Here is a 15,431-nt window from a genome sequence, read left to right on the forward strand (position 1 = left end):
AAGACACAGCCCCTCGAAATTATTGAAGATATCGACAACTAGCGGCGAGGATGCTGCTCTATGCTGTCACCTTGGGGGGAGATTCATGGAAAAAATCAGCTGGATTAAAGAACTTGTGAAGGCTGAGCAACAGATGGAGGAATCCGGTCTTGTTGATATGAGCTTTGGTTTTGACGCCGAAAAGATTCTTATCAACGACACGATTCAGTTCCTTCTTGCTATGAAAACCGAGTTCGTGGATGCATCAACGTCCTTCAACGAACTGAAACCGTCGGCTTTGGGCCGTATTAAAATTTACGGTATCGCAAAAACACATGCAGACTTCATGCTGTTCCGTAACGGCTTTAAAATGATCTTCTCATTAAAGGCGCCGGGACAAATCAGCATTCGCTTCAACTTCATCGGCACCAATTACATCCCGACTCCGGGCATGGAAGCAGCACAAACTGCCACCAATGTGATGGATGAACATATTGTCGAGGCTAAATGGGGTGCCTTCGGCGAAGTGATCTGGACTTACCAGAACCAGCCCATCAAGCTGGAATACATGGTTCGCCACTACATGACTCTTTTCATCAAAGAGAGTTCCAAATAAAAAAGGCCCCGATCACAGTTCGGGGCCTTTTCTTTTTTAGACTATTTTGATTTTACAATCGTGGCATCGACCGGATTAAAATAGATCTCCACTTTCTTGCCATCTTTATCCAGCCCATAGATTTCGTAGCAGGTTCCCGGCTGTTTGAATTTATTGATTTTGTAGCCCATCTCTTCGACTTTCGTTTTAAAAGCCTCCTCGGACATCCACTTGTCTTTGGGTTGGTCCGTGCAGCTTTTCTTGGCTTGGGCATTCAGGCTCGCCAGAACGATCACACCTGCGATAAGAACGATTTGCTTCATAAGAATCTCCTTTTTTGCCCCGATATTTTTCTTGGGGCGTTTTCAAAAATATTGATCTGAGGCCGTCTCTTGTAAATATGGCAAAGGACCTAAATACCTAATATCAGTGGTTTTAGGTCATTTGCCCCATGGACGCCGCGACCGACTCCACCGATAATTTGAGACATACGGGGCACCCCCAGATCGGAGTCACTATGCGGAACCATCTTATTTATGATCTACCAACTCGACTTTTCCATTGGATCTTTGTAGGACTTTTCCTAACGGCCTTTATTATCGCCCAGACCGTGGAAGATGATTCTGCCACTTTCACTTTTCACATGCTGGCCGGGCTGATGCTGACCTTCGTGGTCTTGCTGCGGATTGTCTGGGGATTTGTGGGCAGTAAACATGCCAAATTCAAAGATTTCTCTCTTCATCCAAAGTCGGTCTTTACTTACTTTCAGGGGATCCTGTCGGGCTCTAAAGAACGTTGGGCCGGGCACAATCCAGCCTCCAGTTGGGCGGCGCTGCTGATGATGTTCTTTGCCCTAGGCCTCGGGTTGACCGGATTCCTGATGACCTCAGGCCCCAACAAAGAAAACTTTGAGGATATTCACGAACTTCTGTCCAATGGCTTTATCATTGTCGCTGTTTTACATGTGGCGGGTGTTCTTTTGCACACTTTGCGACATAAAGAAATGATTGGCCTCAGCATGATTGATGGCAAAAAAAATGACGTCCCGACAACTGAAGAAATCAACTCGTCCCGCCCCGCGGTCGGTGTTTTGTTCCTGGGACTTGTTATTGCACTTTCTGCATATATCTATAAAAATTATGACAGACAAAACCAGACTCTGCAGCTATTCGGCACTCAACTTCAACTGGGTGAAAACGAAGCCTCCGGTCATGGAAGCGATGGCAAGGACGATGACGACTGGGCCAGCGTGAGAGAGGATTAAGGTGTCATTTTGAGCAATAAAGAAAGAAGCCTCATAGCCGTGGTTCTTTTCATCATCGCCGTGATGGCAGGCCTGGATCTGTTTACAGATTCCCAAGAAGGAGTTGCCCTATGGCATGTGCTTGTCGAAGGGACGATTGGAATTGCGGCTCTGTTCGGTGTCTTCTATGTCTTGCGGGGCTCTGTTGTACTGAAGCATCGCCTGGATCGGGAAATTCGTGATTTCTCACAGTTCAAAAAAGAGGCCGAAATCTGGAGAGCGGAATCCAGGAAGTACATGGAAGGTCTTTCCCTGGCGATTGATCAACAACTGTCCAAGTGGAACCTGTCAAAGGCCGAAAAGGAAGTGGCGTTTTTACTTCTGAAAGGCCTGAGCTTGAAAGAGATCGCCGAGGTTCGCAGCACATCTGAAAAAACCGTTCGTGCCCAATCCGCCGCAGTCTATGCAAAAGCGGGATTGGCGGGACGCTCGGAACTTTCGGCATTTTTCCTGGAAGATTTACTGGTGCCAGTCGAATAAAGATCAAAAGCCCCGGCTTGAGGCCGAGGCTTTTTGAGAGCGGTTTTTACTGAAGATCACGAATCGCTTTGGCGATGAAATCCTGATGCGCATCCACACGTGTGAATACAGAGAAGAGCATGCATTTTGGAGTCAGAAGACCTGGCAAAGAGTCTCCTCGACTTGCCACACCCCAGACATGCAAACGGCCGTTCAATTCAAGATAAGCCGGACCACCGGAATCACCACTGCAAATACCACGGCGAACAGACTGACCCAACATCACTTCCGTGCGGGAGAAGTTCACATCTTCAATGGAAAGTTTGGCAGTTCTCAGTGTACCAGCACCTTTACTTAGCAAAATCGTCCAGTTCAAACCGTAACCGGCAACGATCGTGCGAACGTTGTTGTTCAAATAACCTGAATCAAACAACATCGGAGCCACCTGGAAACCGGCCGGAGCTTCACCTTCAAAGCGAAGAACTGCGATATCATTAGTATCTTTGGCCTGCACATCACCAGTATAACCGTCGTGAACAACCTGTCCGGTCACGCGGCGGATTTGTTCTTTGCTGGCTTTCTTCATTTCAGGGGCAAAGATCACAACCAGATCTTTTGCCTTAGGGTCCACACAGTGTGCCGCAGTCAGAACCAGATTTTTTGCAATCAAAGTTCCAGAACAAATGTAACCAATTTTAGATTCATAAATACCGACCGTGCTGCGACCGATATTGCTGAAACTTTCAACCTTGTCACCGCCAACGATCTGAGAAGCCTCTGTCGGATTCAGTGTTTGTTCCTGAAAATTTTGTGGAGCGCATGCCGCCACCAGAAAAAGAGATGCAATCAATAGTACTGCTTTATTCATAAAGCCTCCGTTTGTATGGGCGGAGGTTTATTACAAGACCCCGGATCAACGCCAGTCTATTGCTTGACAGTTTTGCGCCCTTTTTGTCAGTCCCCAGGTTTTTCCTCTGAAAAGCCCCTTTAAAACGAATCTATCGCTTCTGGATCTTAAAATCCTGGCCCTGACTTCGCATTAAGTTAAAGCCATGAAATCGCTTCTATCTGCACTTCTAAGTCTGCTTCTGTTCCCCGGATCTGCCCGGGCTGGGGCGGACTATGCGGTTTCCGAAGTTTCAATTAGAAAGGCTCCTTGCCATTTTGCGGTGGCCCGGACGGATCAGGAGATTCAAAACCACTTCCTGCAAAGAGCCGACAGAATAACCAGCGAAAATACCGCGCAAGGATTCAGCTTTAAAAATGATTCAGCAGAACTTATTCGGGTCTTTAAAAATCTGACCGAAGCGGACCCTTACAGCGAGATCCGCAAGGATACCCGTCTGCTTGCTACTGCTGCCGGACATTGTTCAACCGTGATCTGTGCCACGGAATATCTGTTTGGAAAAGACAACGCCTGGAAAGTCCTTTACCTGAACAGCCGGTTTAATTTGAATGTCTCACACCTGCGCTTTGATCACGCTTCAGCATGGAGATCCGCAGAGCTTGACACGATTCTTAATGCTTTAAGTTTTGTACCGACGGAGCTTAGCCGTTTTTCTGAAAATAAAAAACTGGTGCATTATCGCCGGGGCGCCAAAGATCCCCGCAATGAAAGTTCGGCGGTGGCCGCCAACAGCGAAATTCTGGTTTATGATTTCTGGAATACTCTGAGTGAAGAAAAACAAATCTATATCTTACTGCACGAATTCGCCCACCTTTGGGCTTTACGTGATGATGGCAATGACCTTGATCGCAGCGAGGACTGGCTGCACCTGACAGGCTGGGAAATGATCCCGGCGATTCCCGATGTTCTATGGCAGCATAACGGTCAAAAAACCTTCTGGGTTTCCAATTATGCGCAAAGCAATTCCATTGAGGACTTTGCTGAAAGTGTGATGGCTTATTTATTTGAACCTCAGAAACTTCAGAGGAATGATCCGGCCAAATACAGCTTCCTTAAAAAATCTCTTTTTAAAGGGAAAGACTTTCATCAGCCCGGCCAGTGCGCAAACTAAACCACTCGCTGAAACTTGGGACTGCCTGAAGAAAAAATCTGAAACTGCAAGGGGTGCACGCTTTGCACCTGCAACTGAATAGGGTCCCCTTTTTTAAGCTGGCGCCCGGTATGATTGGATATCAACAGCAATTCACCCTGAAAATTGCAAAGAGCTGCTGTGGCGGAAGTCACTTCTTCAACAACAGCATTCAGAATACGGCCTTTTTCCAATGATCGAAGAAAAGCCGCTGATGCCATAATTAATCCATATCCTTGGTCAGATCAATGCGACGGAACTGCACCGGACGGATCTCCGGTTCCCCAATGTACTGAACAGGTCTTTGTGTTGCCACTGTCGCAGCTGTCGGCGCGGCCGGAGTTGGTTTTTCACTTAGGAAAGTCTGCGCAATATTCTGAGTCACATTGAATAAAGCGGACACATTGTTCGCAGTCTGTTGTGCCGCTTTTTCTTCGGCTTCCACTTCCTCGCAGGCCGCTTTGAAAGCGTCACCCAGTTTTTTCAAAGCCTCTTTGTCGGCTTTGGGAACTTCAAACGCGGTGCTGATTTCGATAGGAATTTCTTTTTGCAAAGGAGCCATAAAGCTGATGTTATCCACATCACTCAAATCTGAAGCACTGACTTCCTCCTGAACCTCCTCGTTGGCCCATTCCGGCAGACTGTCTTCACAGAACATCAGCTGGTCACGATTCACTTTGGCGATAAATTCAATTTCACCTCTGGACAAATCCACTTCCTGCGCAATTTCATCCACGCTCATCCCCTGATGGGCCATGCGTGCGGCTTTGACATACTTCACTGTATTCTGGCGTTCGATGATTTCAGTGTGCGGGATGCGGTCCTGGAAGATTTTCGCCACTTCCAGACTCTTTTGCATGTTCTGTTCAATTTTACCAATTTGCTTATCCGCAGCCTGAATCTTGGACTGGATGTCTTTGACCTTCTGTTCTAACAGGGCCGTCAACTGATTCACCTGAGTTTCTGTGCGATCCGACAGATCCTCCAAAACGGCAATCTTGCTTTGCAGAAGCTGCAGGCCTTTGCTAAGGCGCGGATCATCTTTTGGAGGACGATTTAAGCGCACCCACAGACCGACCACACCAGCCAAAAGAATCAAGTTCACCAGAATTTGTAGCAGCACCCAAAAGCTCACCCATCGCCTCCTCGGCTAGACCCAGCTTTAATCTTAGATGGCCAAGGTCCGTCCTACAATGAGACCTAGGTCCTAAATGTATCAAAGCAGGACCTAGACCCCAGATCGCTTTGGGACGGAAATTCCAGTGTGTTATTATGCAACAAAGGGGAGTTTGTATTATGTCGTTGAAAAGATGGCATGGGGTTCGTTGGACCTCATTGTTGCTGGTGTTGGCCCTATCCGCCTGTGGACCTGTAAAATTTTCTGCGCCATCCACTGATGATGTGGATACTGACGGAACCGGAGTTTCACCAACCCCGACTCCAAACATCCCGCTCAGAGATGTGGTCTATTCAAATCAAGTTCAGGCCACTGATAATAAATTGGATATCGTTCTTATCGTCGATGATTCCAACTCGATGAAACCGGACAACCTGAAACTGGCGGCGAAGCTCTCCTCCTTCGTGACCAAGCTTCAGGCTTCCAACATCGACTGGCAGATGTGTGCGACTGTCACACGGGCTCTTCCGATCAATGCCACAGATTCCGCCTGGGGTGCCTCTATCTATTGGCAAAACAGTGCAACGGAAAGCTATCAACTGGGCATGGTGCTTAGAAAAACCACCAACTATTCAAATTCAGATCTGAACAGCATCTTCAACCACACAATGGAATACATTGATGCGGGCTGGAAGAACTCTGATGACGAGCGCGCCATCAAAGCCGCCTATCACCACGTCTATAACGGGGACTACAATGAATCCCCCAACAACGGCTGCTATCGCCGTGATTCCGCAGTTGCCTTTATCATTATCTCTGACGAAGACGAACGCAGCATCGGTGGAGATGCTTCCCAGCAGGTTTATACAGGAGAACTGAAACCGCTGGAAAACGAGGACAAACCTCAGGTGTTTGTTGATTACGTTCGTCAGATTCTGGGCACAGATCGCCGTTTCACCGTGAACTCCATCATCGTGAAGCCGGGTGATTCTGATTGTAAGAAAACCCAGGACACCGGATCAGCAAAAAGCCACTACGGATTTAAATATGCCGAACTGTCCAACCTGACAGGTGGCGGTATCGGAAGTATCTGTGACAGCGATTACTCCACAAACTTGAATCTGTTCGTGGACAAGATCAAAGACTCTCTTAGCTCCATTCCTTTGGAATGTGCCCCGGTGGGTGCCGTGAACGTGACTATCACTCCAAGCATCGGCGTGGTTGAATCACGCATTGAAGGCTTGAACCTGATCTTCAGCACTCCGGTTCCGGCTGGAAAAACGATTGAAGTGACTTATCAGTGTGCCGACAACCGCGCCCCAAGCTCTGTGGGTGGCAAAGTGGTTCCTCTGAAAGAAGAAGGTTTCTTTGCCCGCATCCTGTCCTTCTTCCGCAATCTGTTCTAAAAACTTGAAGCAACAAACAAAAAAAGGCGTTGAGAGATCAACGCCTTTTTTATTTCCCTGAAAGGGTCGCTTAAACCAGCTGGCTGACAAAATCTTTCATGCGGGCGATACCTCTTTTCATGGTTTCTTCCGAAACCGCAAAGCTTAACCGCATGTATCCTTCCGTCCCGCACTCGACACCCGGCACTGTCGCTACAAAAAACTTTTCCAGCAGCACATCACAGAAGTCCTTGGACGTGCGAATCACCCGGTCCTGATAGGTCTTTCCCAGGTTCGCGCGGATATCGACCCAGAAATAAAAAGCCCCTTGGGGTTCAGCTGTTTTAAATCCCGGAACTGTTTCCAGTTCCTTCAGTCCGCTATTCTTGCGCGCCACCAGCTTCTGTACAACTTCAGCGATGTCCGCTTCTGAAGACTTGATCGCCTCTAACAGGGCATGCTGGGAAATACTGGAAGGTGAACCTGTGCTTTGACTTTGATAGTCCGCCATTGCCGTGATCAGACGCTCCGGCCCTGTGGCCCAGCCGATCCTCCAACCCGTCATGGAATAAGCCTTGGACCCGCCATTCACCAGCACACAACGGTCTTTCAGATCAGGTGCCACAGTCAGAATGTGCGGTGCCACCGTGCTGCCATCAAAGACCAGTCGGTTGTAAATATCATCAGAGATAATCACCACCTGAGGATGCTTTCTTAATACCTCTGCCAGCGCTTTCAATTCCTCTGCTGAATACTGCAACCCTGTCGGGTTGCTCGGAGAACAGAACAGGAAGCCTTTGGTTTTCGCATTAATCGCAGCTTCCAACTTTTCCGGGGTGATCTTGAAGTTTTCCGCCTCACCACATTCCACGATGTGAGGCACCCCATCCGCCAGTTCCACCATGGCGGGATAGCTGACCCAATAAGGCGTCGCAATCACCACCTCGTCCCCCGGTGAGCAGATCATCTGCAAAGCCGAAAAGATAATGTATTTGGCACCAGAGGCCACGGTGATTTCCTTCGCGGAATATTCAAAACCAAGTTCGCTTTTTAGTTTTTGAGAAATGGCTTTGCGAAGTTCCACCGTTCCATTGGCCGGAGTGTATTTGGTGATACCTTTTTGAATGGCCTCGATCCCCGCCTGGGAAGGGCCCGCAAAAGTGGGCCAATCCGGTTCACCAACAGTCAAAGAGATCACATCATGGCCTTGGGCCGCCAGCTCTTTGGCTTTAGCCACCAAGAAAAGCGTTGGGGACGGCTTCAGATTTTGTGCTCTTTTGGAAAGCTGGATCAAGACCCACTCCTTTATTTTTTCAGTTTTGCATTCATGGCTTCAATAACAACGTCCGGAACCAGATCCTTTAAAGCGCCACCATTGATGGCCACTTCCTTCACCCCGCGCGAGGAAATGTAGTAGTACTCGGGGCTGGCAAAGACCAGCATGGTTTCAAAGTCCGGAGCCAGTTTGCGATTCATATTTGCCATGGTCAGTTCGTATTCAAAATCCACCACCGCGCGCAAACCACGCACAATGACCTCGGCTTTGACCTTTTTCATGTATTCCACGGTCAAACCACCAAAAATGTCCACTTTGACGTTTTTCAGGTGCGACAGGGATTTTTCTATCAACTGTTTGCGTTCTTCGCCAGTGAACATGCTCTGCTTCTGGGAAGATTGCGCAACTAAAACGATCACCTGATCATACAACGGCGAAATGCGGTTGATGATATCCACATGTCCCATCGTGATCGGATCAAAACTTCCAGGGTAAACGGCAATTCTACTCATGAGTTTCCTCTTCCTGCTGCAAAGCGCTTTCGTGGCAGAACATGCTTAGAATCTTGTCGCCATATTCCTTCTTGCTGTAACGAACCACTGCGCCGTAACGATCTTCCATTCTTTCTTTGGCCTGGGATTCAATGGCCAGCAAAGTCGTCGGCCCGAAGGCGGCGCTGCCACTGGCGGCTTCCATCACCGCGTGGGCCATTTTCTCTGTGAACGGCGGGTCCGCGAAGATGATATTAAAAGCCTCGCCCGAATAGGACTTCAGGAAGGCAATCACATCCATATTGACGATTTTGTAATCAGAGGCCGGAACCCGCAGCTTTTCAAAGTTCTGACGAGTGATCGTCAAAGACTTGGGATTTTTTTCCACAAACGTGCAGAACTCAGCGCCACGAGACAAAGCCTCAATCCCCAAGTTCCCCGTGCCGCAGAAAAGATCGGCAACCTTTGATCCTTCAATTTCAAATTGCAGTTTATTGAACAAGGTCTCTTTTACACGATCAGTTGTGGGGCGGATATGGTCTGCATTGAAAGAGACCAGTTGATGTCCACGATATTTCCCCGCAATAATTCTCATCTTTCCAAATCCTCGGCCATCTTGACGACAGCAAAAATATCCTCAAATGGTTTAGGCACAAAAAGATTGGCTCCCATTTGCAAAGCCGTCTCCATGTTATGTTCACCGGCAAAAGCCGACATCAGAATCACCTTGGCTTCGGATTGCTCCCGCATTTCCTTTAAAACTTCAGGCCCGGTTCTTCCCGGCATCAGAACATCCAGAAAAACCAGATCCGGCTTGGAGTTCTGCCACAATTGCAGGCCTTCATTGCCGTCCGCCGCTTCCACCACATCGTGGCCCTTGCCTTTTAAGGCACGGCTTAAAGAACGACGAACCAGAGCCTCATCATCCACAATCAAAATCTTCACGGCGCATTCCTTTGCGGCAGCACAATCACAAAACAAGTGCCGTGCGGCTCGACGTTACGGAACTCGATGGTTCCCCCGAATTTTTCGATGACTGACTTAGACATACTTAACCCAAGACCCGTACCATGTCCTTCTTTTTTTGTCGTAAAGAAGGGTTCAAAAATACGCCGACGGATGTCTTCCGGAATCCCCGGCCCCGTATCCTCGATTTCCAAATAGATACGCCCCTGATCGTGACGGGTTCTCACACTCAGACGGCCCGCCTCTTTCATCGCCTGACAGGCATTGTTAATCAGATTAAAGACCACCTGCTGCAACAGGTGCGGCTCAACAAAAACTGTCTGCCCCAAGGTTTCCAGATCCACTTCCAAACGATGGGTGCGCAGCGCCGACTTCAGCATCGGCAAAGTTCTTTCGACCACTTCGTCCACACTGATGTACTCCGACGGCTGATCCTCGCCCTTGGAAAAATCCAGAAGATTTTTAATAATTCGCTGAGACCGCGCCGTGGCCTTTTCAATTTCCACCAGATCAGAATGCAAATTGCTGCCCTGATCGGCCTCTTGCAACAAGACCTGGGACAACGAACGCAGTCCCGTTAAAGGATTATTCAGCTCATGGGCGATATGCCCGGCCAGCATCCCAATGGCACCCATTTTTTCACTTTGTAACATGCGTAAGTACAACTCACGCGACTGGGTGATATCCACATATTGATTCACAACATTGGTAGGCCTTGTGCTTTGATCCAAAAGAACCGGATAGCTGTGCACCTGATAAATACGCCCATCCACCTGAATCTGTCCTGCCGCCGGAGCCCCTTCTTTCATGGCCTGCGGCACCGGGCAGCCCTCACAGGCCGCCTGGCGATGAGCAAAGCTTTCATAGCATTTATGGTGCATAAAACGATCGCTGAACTTACGATTGGCGCGCACCACATTGTAATCAATATCCACAATCGCGATTGGATCGCGCATGCCATCGAAGGTTTTTTCCCAGCGATAGGAAAATCCGGACAACTGACTTTCCAAAAGAACGCGATCCAGCGCCATACTTAAAGGGCGCACACGGTCGCTCATAAAGTCCACAAAAGGGCCCATCTCTTTGTCATTCAAAGAGTTTTCAATGCACAGAATAGCTTCGCCCTGCCCGCTGGTCAGATGACTGGTCAGACGCAATTCAAAAGGAACAACATAGGCTTTAATAAAAGGCCTGCCAAAGTGATTGGCAAAATAACGAGTCAGCTCCGCACTTGGCACCTGTGCCGCCTTCGGAAACTCGAAATAGCTGGCCGACTCTGTCTGGGTAAAGTGACCTGACTGAAAACTCAGGAAGAAGGTTTTAGCACCTCCCAGACGGAATGATAAAATCGGATCGCCCATTTTATGGAACTTGCGCAATTCTTTACGCAAGATCGCCAGAATGTCCTCAAAAGATGTTTGTGTCGCCAGATCCTTGATGAAACGGATCAACTGACGCTCACGATTCAGCTTTTCACTTTCCTCGTGGTGGGACATTTCAATGTACTGGGTTCTTTCTTCGACCATGGCCTCCAACGAATGCGTCAGGGCTTCCAGTTGTTTGTTCTGGTGCGAGGATTCTTTTAGCAGTAAGGAGCGCGACAGAAACATGGAGTGACGCTGCAATGCCAGCTCCAGCTGTTCCCAGATTTCATGCTCAGACAAAGGCCAGCGCATAAAGCGATACACCTGAGCCTTATTGATCCCCTCGCGCACCTCTTGTTCATTGAGGTCCTCTGCGATCAACAGTCGCGGCGCCATAGGCTGCAAAGTTCGGGCTTTATAAAGGAATTCCAAGGCCTCGCTGTCAGAGGAACCCTGGACCAAGATCGAGGAAAAACGCCGGGTTTGCAAAAGAGGCAGAGCCTCGCTGGTGGAGGCTCTGAACACGATCTCAACCTCCCGCTTTTGAAACGGGAAGAAATGAGGAAGTCTAATTGGCGATACGTTTCCGACCCACAGGATTGGGTCCAGTTTGTTCGGAATCGAAATAAGACCCTGAGTATTCGCCATTCAGTGATTTCTCCAACACCCTCAAGTGGTCCAGCCACATCTGAAGAACATTGTTCAAATCATACTCCAGGACATCCGCTAAAAGAACAAAATCCTTATTTTCCAAAGCGCGCAAAGCCTCAAGAACCGTTCTTTTACTTTCAGCTTCAGTTTTCTCCCAACGAACTGGACTTCCCCCTAGGAACTGATCCCCCATGGTTTCCTTGATCGTCATTGCGCTGTCGATCAAAAATTCACAGTTCTGAACCAGATCGTGAATGGGCTTCAACAGACCACTCAATCCCTGAACACGCATGCGCTTGGCCAGGCTTTCAGTTCTTTGCATCAGCTCTGGCAAAGCCTCCATCCAGCCGCGCAAGACCAATGCGGTCAGATCACGGCTGTTTTCAGTCAGATATTCCAAAGTTTCAATCTGTTCCAATGTCACCGTCGAAAAACGGGCTTCATCCGCCTCGGCGATTTCAAGACCGTTCACGATATAACGGCAGACCACCTGATTGGTGTGTCGCAAATCCTGCTCGATATCGCTGAACACTTTGGCCAGGGGAATATTCTCCTGATAGAAGTTGCGCAGATCCTCGCCGCTGACTTTAAACCGCTCCATTGTCCACCTCTTCCTTGAGTGCCTCATGCGGAATGTAAACATGAAGATGGCGTTTAAGACGCTCATGCACATTCAAAGTTGCGGTACGGATTTCCTCGAGCGTGCCGGGTGCAATGCGGATTCTTTCCGCATGATACCAGCTTACTAAAGGACTCAATTCCGGAACCATTCGGCTAATATTTGAAATAACTTCTTCGGCGCTATCCAGGAATGGCGCCACTTTTTCCACACCCAGCGTCGGCAGCAGAGCCAGCTGTTCCATCGCAAAAGTGTTGATATCATTAAGCTTCATCGCCCCCTGAACAATTTCCATGCGCTCGGCTATCGGGAAATCACCGCCCAGATACAGGGCCTGAACCAAGTCCCACTGGAACCGTTCCGCCGCTGACTCTTCGCGAGCATAGCTCACAAGGCCACCGGTCCGAACAATCAGTCCCGGCATCACCTGTCCTGCCAGAAGATCTGCCATTGCCTGCCCCACCTGTTCGGGAACAATCGTTTCCTGATTTTCAGCCCGATAGATAAAGCCCAAGCTTGCCTTCGGACCCGTTTCCCAGAAATTCACCGGCCCGACACTGATGTTCAAAGTCGGAGTATCCGTCAAAGACGCCACATGAATCGGTGCACTGTCACATCCAATCAGCAATTCCGCATTCTTCAGAATCGCAAACAGATCCGACATCTGCGTGCGCCCCGCAAGATTCACAAACTGAAGCTCTTTGACTTCAGCTTCAATCTGCAATGCCACCGGGGCTTCCCCCGCAGAACCGATCAATACCACCGGATTTGCCGCCAAAGCCACTGACGCCGTCAAAAATGTCACAACAGATAAAACCAGATTTCGGACGTAAGGCAGATGGTTCTGTTATTTCAGCAAAGTGTTCCAGACCCCAGTTCTTCTTATCATTACTGGTCAGACACTGGAACAGGATGCGTTTGCTTTTCTTCTTTTCCCCTCGCGCTTGCGGCTGAACGGGAAGGTCGAAGGAATTTCCCAGAAGCTCCACATAATGAAACAAGGACTTCTGTGAACCTGAAAAACGCTCGTTGAAGTAGCGAATCCAGCGGTTGTTCAACCCCTGAAAGCGCCCTTCAGCATGATAAAGACCCTGCTTTTGCGGAACTTCCAAAGCCCCCAAAAGATAGCCACTGAGTTTATTGTGAGTGAAGTTCAACGCCAGATCATAGCCTTCGGCATTTAAAGAATTCACCAGTTCCTGCACCTGCGTGAAGGACCAAAGAATATTAAATCCGCTTTCCCCCAGGCCCCGCTGAATCATTTCACGATCAAAATGAATATAGCGATCCACCAGCCCCTGCATCAGCTTTTCAACCTGTGCAAACTGACGATTCACCAAAAGATGAATTTCAGCCTCAGGATGCTTTGCACGCAACGCACGCAGCAGAGGTTCCTGCTGGATGATGTCACCAAGCCTTAAAAGGGAAAGAACCAGAATTTTCATTATTTCACCAGCTCACCCAGCACGCGGAAAATCTGTTTCTGATTTTCCGCCATTACGGAAGCTTCCACCACCGGCGCAATGTCGTTGATGGAAAGATTATGGCGCGGCAAATTGTAAAGTGCCTTCATATTGATGCCAAATTCCTGAAAATGATATTTCAGGGAATCCACAGAGCGACCTGTCATATGAGAAAATAGCTCTGCAAAGAAATCTGCCTGTTGCCCCCAACATTCATGGAAGGACAGCACGAACGAACGATGATTCAGGATCTCCTGAAAAAGCTCGGACTTGAACAGATCCTGCGCGTCCTGAACCACGCGGATTTCCACACGGTCTTCCAGTTCCGGGAACTGAGAGCGGAATACTGGGATCAAAGACTCGCGGGACTCCACAACCGTGATACGCACATCCGGGTCCACATCCGCCAGCGCTGCAATATGGAATCCGGCCCCCAGGCCGACAACAACAACGTGTTCCGCCGGAAGAACACCCAAAGAATAAGCCCATTTCAGGCCTTCACCGCGAGGATCATGCAAAGAGGCCAGAGGCTGACCTTCTTCAAAAGCAATCAATGAAGATTCGTGGTTTTCAGAAAATGTGATCATTGACATGTTAGGCAACCTTCTGTGAAGCGGTCAGTTTCTTTTTTAAATTACGAACTTCCTGATGATCCGGGTTCCAAAGAAGAACACGTTCCATTTCAAGCAATGCCTGATCCACCTGACCAGCGCTGCATAGCAAGTTGATCAGAACCAGTGACATATCCTCGTCTTCTTCCACACTGGCAAGATACCCTTGAAGTGCTTCGATGGCTTTTTGTAACTTACCATCGCGCAATCCCCAGTTTGCTGCCAAATGAACAGCTGTTCTATTTTGTGGATTGATATCAATTGCGGATTCAATATTCGCCCATGCCAGTTCAATGTCACCGAACTGACTGTGTACCATGGCAAGTCCCACCCAGGCTTTGTCGTTTTCCGGATTGATCTCCACGGCCTTGCGGAAACAGAACAGGGATTTGTCATAATCATTGCGTTGCACTTCCAGTGTGCCGAAGTTCACCAGAAGAACATCGGACTGGGGATTCAAAGTGTAGGCTTTATTATAGTACTCTTCAGCTCCATCGAAGTCGCCCTGACGAACGAAGATATTGCCCATGTTTTTATAAGTCTCAAACAGAGTGGAGGTTTCTTCAGTCAGTACAGCCAAAGCTTCATAGTATTTATCCAAAGCTTCCTGATCGCGACCGGCTTTATAAAGTGCCGTCGCATAACCATGCAGATTTTCAAAGCCATAATCCACTTCAGCCAGAGTCTTGCGCACAATCAAAGACTCGGAACCACGGGACATTCTATCCAGGCAGTTTGCCAGCATCGTCAATGTGACGGGGTTCCTGGAATCCTTATTGGAAGCCTCTCTTAGAAGGTTCATTGCCAAAGGATACTCGCGGTGTTTCATCAGCACCTGAGCATTACGGATGAACCTTGCCACACGTTCATCGACAATCTTTACTTCTTTGACTTCAGACACTTCCGCTTCAAAATCGGCAATAGCCTGTTGCGGATCAAAATAAATCTTGGGTGCATCCTGATAGCTTTCAGGACTTGAATTGACACCAGCAATTTCACTGGACTTTTGAACGATCTGATTTTCCAACATCTGACGTGATCTCCTCGCGCAGATTTGAAGGAGCAACACAGATGCCAATAGGTGCTTTGTGATTTAATTGATTCTGAGGCAGACTC

19 protein-coding genes are annotated in these 15,431 nt (G+C 48.6%); 5 read left to right on the plus strand and 14 right to left on the minus strand.

The features are described 5' to 3' along the window. The first annotated feature begins 85 nt into the window (after nucleotides 1-85). Nucleotides 86-595 (plus strand): hypothetical protein, encoded by a 510-nt coding sequence (locus EZJ49_RS01005; RefSeq protein WP_262553569.1) that lies wholly within the window; start codon nucleotides 86-88, stop codon nucleotides 593-595. Nucleotides 596-636: 41 nt separating this feature from the next. Here EZJ49_RS01005 and EZJ49_RS01010 read toward each other — a convergent pair whose 3' ends face one another. After that, the gene (locus EZJ49_RS01010) at nucleotides 637-897 is read right to left on the minus strand and encodes a PepSY domain-containing protein (protein ID WP_262553570.1); all 261 of its coding nucleotides are present in this window, start codon (nucleotides 895-897) and stop codon (nucleotides 637-639) included. Between the two features lie 194 nt (nucleotides 898-1,091). Here EZJ49_RS01010 and EZJ49_RS01015 point away from each other — a divergent pair, with 194 nt between their 5' ends. Both EZJ49_RS01015 and EZJ49_RS01020 read left to right on the plus strand, forming a co-directional pair. After that, nucleotides 1,092-1,838 (plus strand): cytochrome b/b6 domain-containing protein, encoded by a 747-nt coding sequence (locus tag EZJ49_RS01015; RefSeq protein WP_262553572.1) that lies wholly within the window; start codon nucleotides 1,092-1,094, stop codon nucleotides 1,836-1,838. Nucleotides 1,839-1,847: 9 nt separating this feature from the next. After that, complete coding sequence (locus tag EZJ49_RS01020; RefSeq protein WP_262553573.1) at nucleotides 1,848-2,357, plus strand: helix-turn-helix transcriptional regulator; 510 nt, start codon at nucleotides 1,848-1,850, stop codon at nucleotides 2,355-2,357. 46 nt (nucleotides 2,358-2,403) lie between these two features. On the opposite strand, the gene EZJ49_RS01025 is transcribed toward EZJ49_RS01020, so the two are convergent. Continuing rightward, entirely contained in the window at nucleotides 2,404-3,204 is an 801-nt protein-coding gene (locus tag EZJ49_RS01025) for a S1 family peptidase (protein ID WP_262553575.1), read from the minus strand. A 184-nt stretch (nucleotides 3,205-3,388) separates the two neighbouring features. On the opposite strand from EZJ49_RS01025, the gene EZJ49_RS01030 reads away from it, so the two are divergent. Continuing rightward, a complete protein-coding gene (locus tag EZJ49_RS01030) occupies nucleotides 3,389-4,354 on the plus strand; it encodes a hypothetical protein (protein WP_262553577.1) in 966 nt (321 codons plus the stop codon). On the opposite strand, the gene EZJ49_RS01035 is transcribed toward EZJ49_RS01030, so the two are convergent. Both EZJ49_RS01035 and EZJ49_RS01040 read right to left on the minus strand, forming a co-directional pair. Then, nucleotides 4,351-4,593: a hypothetical protein gene (locus EZJ49_RS01035; protein WP_262553578.1), complete on the minus strand. Its 243-nt coding sequence runs from the start codon at nucleotides 4,591-4,593 to the stop codon at nucleotides 4,351-4,353. The genes EZJ49_RS01030 and EZJ49_RS01035 overlap by 4 nt on opposite strands. Nucleotides 4,594-4,595: 2 nt before the next feature. After that, nucleotides 4,596-5,507, minus strand: a complete 912-nt coding sequence (locus tag EZJ49_RS01040) for a DUF2802 domain-containing protein (RefSeq protein ID WP_262553580.1) — start codon at nucleotides 5,505-5,507, stop codon at nucleotides 4,596-4,598. Between the two features lie 161 nt (nucleotides 5,508-5,668). On the opposite strand from EZJ49_RS01040, the gene EZJ49_RS01045 reads away from it, so the two are divergent. Further along, on the plus strand, nucleotides 5,669-6,895 hold the full coding sequence (locus EZJ49_RS01045; protein ID WP_262553582.1) for a hypothetical protein: 1,227 nt from the start codon (nucleotides 5,669-5,671) through the stop codon (nucleotides 6,893-6,895). A gap of 70 nt (nucleotides 6,896-6,965) precedes the next feature. On the opposite strand, the gene EZJ49_RS01050 is transcribed toward EZJ49_RS01045, so the two are convergent. From EZJ49_RS01050 to EZJ49_RS01095, 10 genes are read right to left on the minus strand one after another with little or no spacing between them, the layout of a single operon-like run. Further along, nucleotides 6,966-8,168: a pyridoxal phosphate-dependent aminotransferase gene (locus EZJ49_RS01050; protein WP_262553584.1), complete on the minus strand. Its 1,203-nt coding sequence runs from the start codon at nucleotides 8,166-8,168 to the stop codon at nucleotides 6,966-6,968. 11 nt (nucleotides 8,169-8,179) lie between these two features. Beyond that, a complete protein-coding gene (coaD, locus tag EZJ49_RS01055) occupies nucleotides 8,180-8,662 on the minus strand; it encodes a pantetheine-phosphate adenylyltransferase (protein ID WP_262553586.1) in 483 nt (160 codons plus the stop codon). Then, the gene (rsmD, locus tag EZJ49_RS01060) at nucleotides 8,655-9,236 is read right to left on the minus strand and encodes a 16S rRNA (guanine(966)-N(2))-methyltransferase RsmD (protein WP_262553588.1); all 582 of its coding nucleotides are present in this window, start codon (nucleotides 9,234-9,236) and stop codon (nucleotides 8,655-8,657) included. The genes coaD and rsmD overlap by 8 nt, the downstream gene beginning before the upstream one ends. Next, nucleotides 9,233-9,586, minus strand: a complete 354-nt coding sequence (locus EZJ49_RS01065; RefSeq protein WP_262553590.1) for a response regulator — start codon at nucleotides 9,584-9,586, stop codon at nucleotides 9,233-9,235. The genes rsmD and EZJ49_RS01065 overlap by 4 nt, the downstream gene beginning before the upstream one ends. Next, nucleotides 9,583-11,496 (minus strand): PAS domain-containing sensor histidine kinase, encoded by a 1,914-nt coding sequence (locus EZJ49_RS01070; RefSeq protein ID WP_262553591.1) that lies wholly within the window; start codon nucleotides 11,494-11,496, stop codon nucleotides 9,583-9,585. The genes EZJ49_RS01065 and EZJ49_RS01070 overlap by 4 nt, the downstream gene beginning before the upstream one ends. A 43-nt stretch (nucleotides 11,497-11,539) precedes the next feature. Further along, nucleotides 11,540-12,223, minus strand: a complete 684-nt coding sequence (locus EZJ49_RS01075) for a hypothetical protein (RefSeq protein ID WP_262553593.1) — start codon at nucleotides 12,221-12,223, stop codon at nucleotides 11,540-11,542. Then, complete coding sequence (locus EZJ49_RS01080; protein ID WP_262553594.1) at nucleotides 12,210-13,037, minus strand: glycosyltransferase family 9 protein; 828 nt, start codon at nucleotides 13,035-13,037, stop codon at nucleotides 12,210-12,212. The genes EZJ49_RS01075 and EZJ49_RS01080 overlap by 14 nt, the downstream gene beginning before the upstream one ends. Continuing rightward, on the minus strand, nucleotides 12,955-13,686 hold the full coding sequence (locus EZJ49_RS01085) for a glycosyltransferase family 9 protein (protein WP_262553596.1): 732 nt from the start codon (nucleotides 13,684-13,686) through the stop codon (nucleotides 12,955-12,957). The genes EZJ49_RS01080 and EZJ49_RS01085 overlap by 83 nt, the downstream gene beginning before the upstream one ends. Further along, complete coding sequence (locus tag EZJ49_RS01090; RefSeq protein ID WP_262553598.1) at nucleotides 13,686-14,297, minus strand: hypothetical protein; 612 nt, start codon at nucleotides 14,295-14,297, stop codon at nucleotides 13,686-13,688. Before EZJ49_RS01090 ends, EZJ49_RS01085 begins: the two co-directional genes overlap by 1 nt. Nucleotide 14,298: 1 nt before the next feature. Next, the gene (locus tag EZJ49_RS01095; RefSeq protein WP_262553600.1) at nucleotides 14,299-15,345 is read right to left on the minus strand and encodes a tetratricopeptide repeat protein; all 1,047 of its coding nucleotides are present in this window, start codon (nucleotides 15,343-15,345) and stop codon (nucleotides 14,299-14,301) included. Nucleotides 15,346-15,431: the final 86 nt, after the last annotated feature.

The organism is Bdellovibrio bacteriovorus, assembly GCF_025558485.1.
Taxonomy (GTDB): domain Bacteria; phylum Bdellovibrionota; class Bdellovibrionia; order Bdellovibrionales; family Bdellovibrionaceae; genus Bdellovibrio; species Bdellovibrio bacteriovorus_G.

Excerpts from the sequence above, each read along its gene's own strand:
- EZJ49_RS01035 (WP_262553578.1), bottom strand. The coding sequence starts at position 4,593 with ATGGCATCAGCGGCTTTTCTTCGATCATTGGAAAAAGGCCGTATTCTG.
- coaD (WP_262553586.1), bottom strand. The coding sequence starts at position 8,662 with ATGAGTAGAATTGCCGTTTACCCTGGAAGTTTTGATCCGATCACGATG.
- EZJ49_RS01005 (WP_262553569.1), top strand. The coding sequence starts at position 86 with ATGGAAAAAATCAGCTGGATTAAAGAACTTGTGAAGGCTGAGCAACAG.
- EZJ49_RS01085 (WP_262553596.1), bottom strand. The coding sequence starts at position 13,686 with ATGAAAATTCTGGTTCTTTCCCTTTTAAGGCTTGGTGACATCATCCAG.
- EZJ49_RS01045 (WP_262553582.1), top strand. The coding sequence starts at position 5,669 with ATGTCGTTGAAAAGATGGCATGGGGTTCGTTGGACCTCATTGTTGCTG.
- EZJ49_RS01030 (WP_262553577.1), top strand. The coding sequence starts at position 3,389 with ATGAAATCGCTTCTATCTGCACTTCTAAGTCTGCTTCTGTTCCCCGGA.
- EZJ49_RS01075 (WP_262553593.1), bottom strand. The coding sequence starts at position 12,223 with ATGGAGCGGTTTAAAGTCAGCGGCGAGGATCTGCGCAACTTCTATCAG.
- EZJ49_RS01010 (WP_262553570.1), bottom strand. The coding sequence starts at position 897 with ATGAAGCAAATCGTTCTTATCGCAGGTGTGATCGTTCTGGCGAGCCTG.
- EZJ49_RS01095 (WP_262553600.1), bottom strand. The coding sequence starts at position 15,345 with ATGTTGGAAAATCAGATCGTTCAAAAGTCCAGTGAAATTGCTGGTGTC.
- EZJ49_RS01090 (WP_262553598.1), bottom strand. The coding sequence starts at position 14,297 with ATGTCAATGATCACATTTTCTGAAAACCACGAATCTTCATTGATTGCT.
- rsmD (WP_262553588.1), bottom strand. The coding sequence starts at position 9,236 with ATGAGAATTATTGCGGGGAAATATCGTGGACATCAACTGGTCTCTTTC.
- EZJ49_RS01025 (WP_262553575.1), bottom strand. The coding sequence starts at position 3,204 with ATGAATAAAGCAGTACTATTGATTGCATCTCTTTTTCTGGTGGCGGCA.
- EZJ49_RS01015 (WP_262553572.1), top strand. The coding sequence starts at position 1,092 with ATGCGGAACCATCTTATTTATGATCTACCAACTCGACTTTTCCATTGG.